Annotated in this window: 4 protein-coding genes; 1 reads left to right on the forward strand and 3 read right to left on the reverse strand. The window is 54.5% G+C overall.

The annotated features are described in order from the left end of the window. Nucleotides 1-236: 236 nt before the first annotated feature. Entirely contained in the window at nt 237-677 is a 441-nt protein-coding gene (locus ACXJ5O_RS18520; RefSeq protein WP_457301178.1) for a hypothetical protein, read from the forward strand. Nucleotides 678-1,094: 417 nt separating this feature from the next. Here ACXJ5O_RS18520 and repC read toward each other — a convergent pair whose 3' ends face one another. The 3 genes from repC to repA form a co-directional block, all read right to left on the reverse strand. Beyond that, nucleotides 1,095-2,393 carry a plasmid replication protein RepC gene (gene repC, locus ACXJ5O_RS18525; protein WP_457301179.1) on the reverse strand — a complete coding sequence of 433 codons (1,299 nt, stop codon included), beginning with the start codon at nt 2,391-2,393 and terminating at the stop codon, nt 1,095-1,097. A 159-nt stretch (nt 2,394-2,552) separates the two neighbouring features. Beyond that, complete coding sequence (gene repB, locus ACXJ5O_RS18530; RefSeq protein WP_457301180.1) at nt 2,553-3,515, reverse strand: plasmid partitioning protein RepB; 963 nt, start codon at nt 3,513-3,515, stop codon at nt 2,553-2,555. Between the two features lie 82 nt (nt 3,516-3,597). Next, nucleotides 3,598-4,797: a plasmid partitioning protein RepA gene (gene repA, locus ACXJ5O_RS18535; RefSeq protein WP_457301181.1), complete on the reverse strand. Its 1,200-nt coding sequence runs from the start codon at nt 4,795-4,797 to the stop codon at nt 3,598-3,600. Nucleotides 4,798-5,051 lie beyond the last annotated feature (254 nt).

Consider the following 5,051-nt stretch of genomic DNA (forward strand, 5'->3'; position numbering starts at 1 on the left):
TGCTTGCGACCGCGCACGCGTTTGGTCTGGCAGAACAACGTTCCTATGCAATCAATTGTTCCACTGCGGGCCTAGTGCCGCCCCTTGTGCCCTGTCCAAACCAAGCGCGCACGTTTTTGTGAACGCAATAGTCCAGGCCGCAACGTGATTGGACTTCGTGATCCTTTCGAGTCACTTTTGTCGCCGGGGTTTTATTGCAATGGGCGGACCAACTATTGTCAGAATAGGAGGCCAAAATGAAGCATCATGCCCTTGAACAACTGCAGATCGTCGCCGAGGTCGATCAGGACTACCCCCGCCAAACATTATCCAAAAGCCAACGTCTTGAGCGTTGGGCAGCGCTTCTCGAACAGAATCCTGAGCGGCGCCTTTCAACGTTGCATCAGACCGAGTATCAGCCCGCCAGTCAGCGCGCGGCCATGCGTGGAGAGGGCTCACCGATCTCGGTGGCGTTCCACGATCCTGTCCTGCGTGCTGCCGGGTTGGAAAACGATAGTTATGGGGAAGCCAAACGGTTCTTCCAACTGACTGACCGCCAGCTGCACAATGTAATTTGCTATTGCCATTTCGGCGCGACAGTAAACGCCGCGACGGCTGCCTATTACATCCGCCGGCTCGTGCCCACAGGGACAAGGCGAGGCGTGTTGGCTCGGTTGCGCGAGATGTTTGTCGGTTAAAACCGTCGGCGCTTTAAGGTCTTCTTTTAAAGCGGCCCGCTCTCAACGAGCGGCCGCCAATACCAACGCCTGCGCTACGGATGATCCAGGAAAAAATAGAACGGAACATCCTTGGTGCTGCAAAGCGGCCAATCTATCTCCGACTTTGCTCGGCACGCCGCCTGCACTTTCTTAGAGCAAGCGAGTTTTCATTAAGATCCTGTTTAGGTTAATATTTTTCCCCATACCGCATCTAATTACCGATTAAGTTCCGTTCACTGGACTTCCTAATCACCTAAATCTTTTTAGCTATGGCGCCCGCCGTTGGTTTTTCGCCTCATCCATCTTGGACGCCTAACCTTCGTTGCGAAATACACCGCCCGAGAAAGCCCTGATATTTGAAGTTATCGTTGCTACTTCGAGATGGCAAATGTTGGTTCATTTCGCGGTGACCAATCGGACGTGCGAGCCGTTGGCTCTAAGTTGCGCCAACACCATCGGCCAGACCGAGAACTCGCCCCTCCCCGCTTTGTCGGTGAGCGCTCTCAAATAGCCGCCGGCGGAATTGATCTGTTCGGCTCGTTCGAGGATGCATGCAATGGCGATGGCCGCATTTTCCTGTCCCAGGACATCGCAGGCTTTCTCGTATGCTGAGGGGCTGACGCCAAGCATGGAGCGGACAACTACGGCCGCTGCCATCAGATCCGACCAATTTGCAATACCGTTCCTCGCATAGACTACGATTTGCGGACAAGCTTGGCGTACAAGGCCGAGCGGCACGGGTTTGGCATCAGGGAGATCGGTGTCTGTACCATCGTCCCCTCCCCTCTCCAATTGGATGGCAATTGCTTCATCGCCCCTTGTCTCAATAGTCTCCTCGATTTCAGATTCTGGAGCAGTTTTTGCCCCTTGGGTTTTTCTGAAGCCGGGTTCAAGATCAGGAGTGGATTGGGTGTTTGAATTATGTTTGTGGCGCTCAGAATGAGACTCTTTGGCGCTTGTTTTTTGAGAATTGAGCTTATCTTCCAATAGATTGGATATCTCCAGCTGGAGACATTCCAGTCCATCGACAGCTGGCTCCAGATCGTCAATCGTTGCCTGGCGCGGAATGTCGTCGATGACCGCACGAAACCGCGAATATTGGGCGCTCCAGTCGATGTGCGGCAGTTCCTCAAAGCCAAGTTCGATCAGCTTAACGATATCCCGGCGCAACAGCGTAACGCGCTCCTTCATCAGCTTCAGTTGCAGCCGCTCCGAACGCACCTGTTCGGCAAAAGCTTCAAATTCAGCCGCACGCGAGACCAAAGGTGCCAATGAGAAGCCGAATGCCTCGCCGCCCTCCCCTGCCCTCGCCTTGCGAGCGTAGCGCTTGCCATTGGGGCTGTCCTTGCGGAAAATCAGTCCGGTTTCCACCAGCGCACTCAAATGCCGCCGTAGCGTCGCCGATGCCATACCGTGCGCGCGCAGTGAAAGTTGCATATTTGATGGAAACACCACGAGGCCGTTGGCCTCACAAAGCTCCGTCTGTGGATAGAATGTCAAAAGAGCATTCAAAACAACAAGCGCCCGATCGGAGATTCCAATCAGTGCCCTCGCCTCACACAGGCTACGAAACAGCTTCCATTTATCAATTGATGCTTCCGGATCGATCTCCTGCGCCTGTGCCTGCGTTGCCAGCATGCCAAGCGATAGCGACCGCCGCCCGAAGGGCGTCGTGAATGCATTCCCCGTTTGCATTGTCTTTCACCTCTCTAAAGGCAAAAGAAATCCACTCGCCAAAACGACGTCAAAAAGTCTTGACACTGATTCGGGGAAATGCGATTCTCGATCCTGCTAGAGATATGAGAGAAGCCTTCCGAGACAGCGATGTTGAGGTGGGCTTTTTTCTTTTGCGGATTAATCTCCTGTTTTGGTTGAAGCTTGCGACCCCTGGAAAGCCCGATAGAGCTCGTCGAGGTTGTCTGCAATGTATGCGCCAAAGCGTGAGGCATTCTTCGCCTTTAAAGCCAGTGTGAATGCCTTGCCACTATCCTTGATTTCCACCTTCACGGATTTGTCCTGTGCCGCCCATGCTTTGGCCGCAGGGGCCACGGCTTTCGCCGGGCGCTTCGTTTTTGCCAGGAAATCCGACAGCAAAGCGAACCGGGCATCGCCGGTTTCAGCCGCGAACTCATCCGATCTTGTAAACTCTGCCGCCCTCTCGGCATTGCCCGGCACCTGCAGCAGCTTTGACAGCTGCCACCAGCGGTCCCGGCCGGTAGCCTTGGCCGAACCGATCGCAAGTATGATCGCTTCGGGAACGTAAGCCGCGACCGACTGCATCTTCGAAAATGTCGTCGCATCCAAGGCAAGCGCAGACTTGATGATTGACTGATCGTAGCTGAGGTCAGCGAGACGCTTGGCAAACAATGTGCGTTCGATGAACGACAGGTTCGATCGGGCAGCGTTCTCTTGGCCCTGAGCGACCACATGATCCTGGTCGGCCATCGGCTTGACGACGGCACGAACCTGTCGTCCCAGCTGCTTGGCCACCTTGACGCGGCGATGTCCGAAAACAACTTGGTAGCGGCCGGAAACGGCGGGATGCGGACGCACCAGGATGGGCGAGTCCTGGCCCCGCTCCTTCACAGCGACGAGCAGTTCCTGAAAAGCCTCGTCGTCGTCATCGATCCGGTCCGATACGAAGGAGCCGTCGATGAGTTCCGGGTCGAGTTCGACAACACTACCTTTGGCGAGTTCTTCGAAGGAACTCTTGATCGAACGCGAAGCGCCGCTGACGACATAGGACAAGGCGTCATTGCGCTCAGGTCTTGCTGGCGCCGGGTTCATCACGCTGCTGAAAATGTCTTTACGGGCCATCTATCTGCTCCCGTTATGGATTAACAAACTGATTTCACAAGCAAAAAGCATTGTTTTTACCGCCGTAAAGCTGCTTGTCATTTCAGCGCCCCCACGCTCTGTGGACGAGAGCCGCAATCTCTGAATTTACAGCGTCCAGCGATTCAATAGCGCGTTCATAGGTCGTGCGCGTGAAACTCGTTTTCTCGACTTCGTAGAGTGTCTGCTTGGTCAGGCCCGCATCCGATACCGCCGTCGATTTCAGCATCGGATTGGTGAGGATCTCCTCCGCCAGCATGGACTGCATGAACCCGACCATCTGCGCTTGCGGGATATCCATCGGCTCATAACGCGTGATCAGATAGCGGAACCAATCGAGTTCGACGCGTGCTCCGGCTTGTTTGACAGTCTTGAGGATGCCGCCAAGCATCAGCAGGAATTGCGACATCGACATGAGGTCGAGCATCTGCGGATGCACGGTGATCAAGACGGATGTCGCAGCCGACATGGCCGTCAGTGTCAGATAGCCTAGTTGCGGCGGACAATCGATAACCACCACATCATAGCGGCCGTCTACTTCCTCAAGCGCGGTGGCGATACGGGTGAAGAACTGGCGGCCGTCACGCGATGTCTTGTCCTGCATGGCAAGCGGCGTGTCGTACTCATATTCCTGCAATTCGAGATTGGCGGGAATGATGTCGAGGCCAGGAAAATTGGTCGGAAGAATAACTTCCGATATGGGTCTGCGCTCGTCGTCGTAACGGATGGCTTCGTAGAGCGACAGGTTCCGGTCGAGTTCCGGCTGGAAGCCATGCAGCGCCGACAGCGAGGCTTGTGGATCGAGGTCGATGGCAAGCACGCGGTGGCCGGTCAGCGCCAGATATTGCGAGAGATGTGCCGCAGTCGTCGTTTTGCCCGATCCGCCCTTGAAGTTGACGACAGCGATAACCTGCAGCTTGTCGCCCTGCTTGCGGTGCGGGACATACTTCTTCACTTCGGTGCGGCCATTGCGGTCGAGATAATGGCGCAGCTCCAGCATCTGTTCGGCCGTATAAGAACGGCGGCCTGACGATACCTGGGCAGGGACCGGACCTTTTCCTTCGAGGTGCAGGCGCTTGAGATTATTCTGCGTCACGCCAAGATAGTGGGCTACCTCGGCCATGGAGAACTGCCGCAATGTCTTCTTCGCGTTCGGTGGAAATTTTTCCATCCGAAGCTGATTCAGCCGGCGAGAAATCTCCGCACCCTGATCGAGGATCTTGTCATCAAACTCGAACTTTGGCAGAGGCATTGCGATGTTCATCGGAATCGAAACCTCTAATAGCGCTTTTTCAAAGCAATCCTTTTAAGAACCGCTATTAAGCTCCGATTCGATTGATCCGGCAAGATTTTTTAGGTTAACAAAAGGTTAACGCGCGTGAAGCTAACAACTTTACTGTACAATCCCGAATTTCGATAAGTGAATCCTAGAGTGCACAGATTCGTTTTTCCTCGATAAATCCGCTGATTTTACGGCAGTAAATATCAGCGGATCATGTGGCGAGGAATACCCTTAAG

Source organism: Phyllobacterium sp. P5_D12, assembly GCF_054049495.1.

What these genes read in the sequence shown, in the direction of transcription:
- repB (WP_457301180.1), bottom strand. Translation starts at nt 3,515, where the DNA reads ATGGCCCGTAAAGACATTTTCAGCAGCGTGATGAACCCGGCGCCAGCA.
- repC (WP_457301179.1), bottom strand. Translation starts at nt 2,393, where the DNA reads ATGCAAACGGGGAATGCATTCACGACGCCCTTCGGGCGGCGGTCGCTA.
- ACXJ5O_RS18520 (WP_457301178.1), top strand. Translation starts at nt 237, where the DNA reads ATGAAGCATCATGCCCTTGAACAACTGCAGATCGTCGCCGAGGTCGAT.
- repA (WP_457301181.1), bottom strand. Translation starts at nt 4,797, where the DNA reads ATGAACATCGCAATGCCTCTGCCAAAGTTCGAGTTTGATGACAAGATC.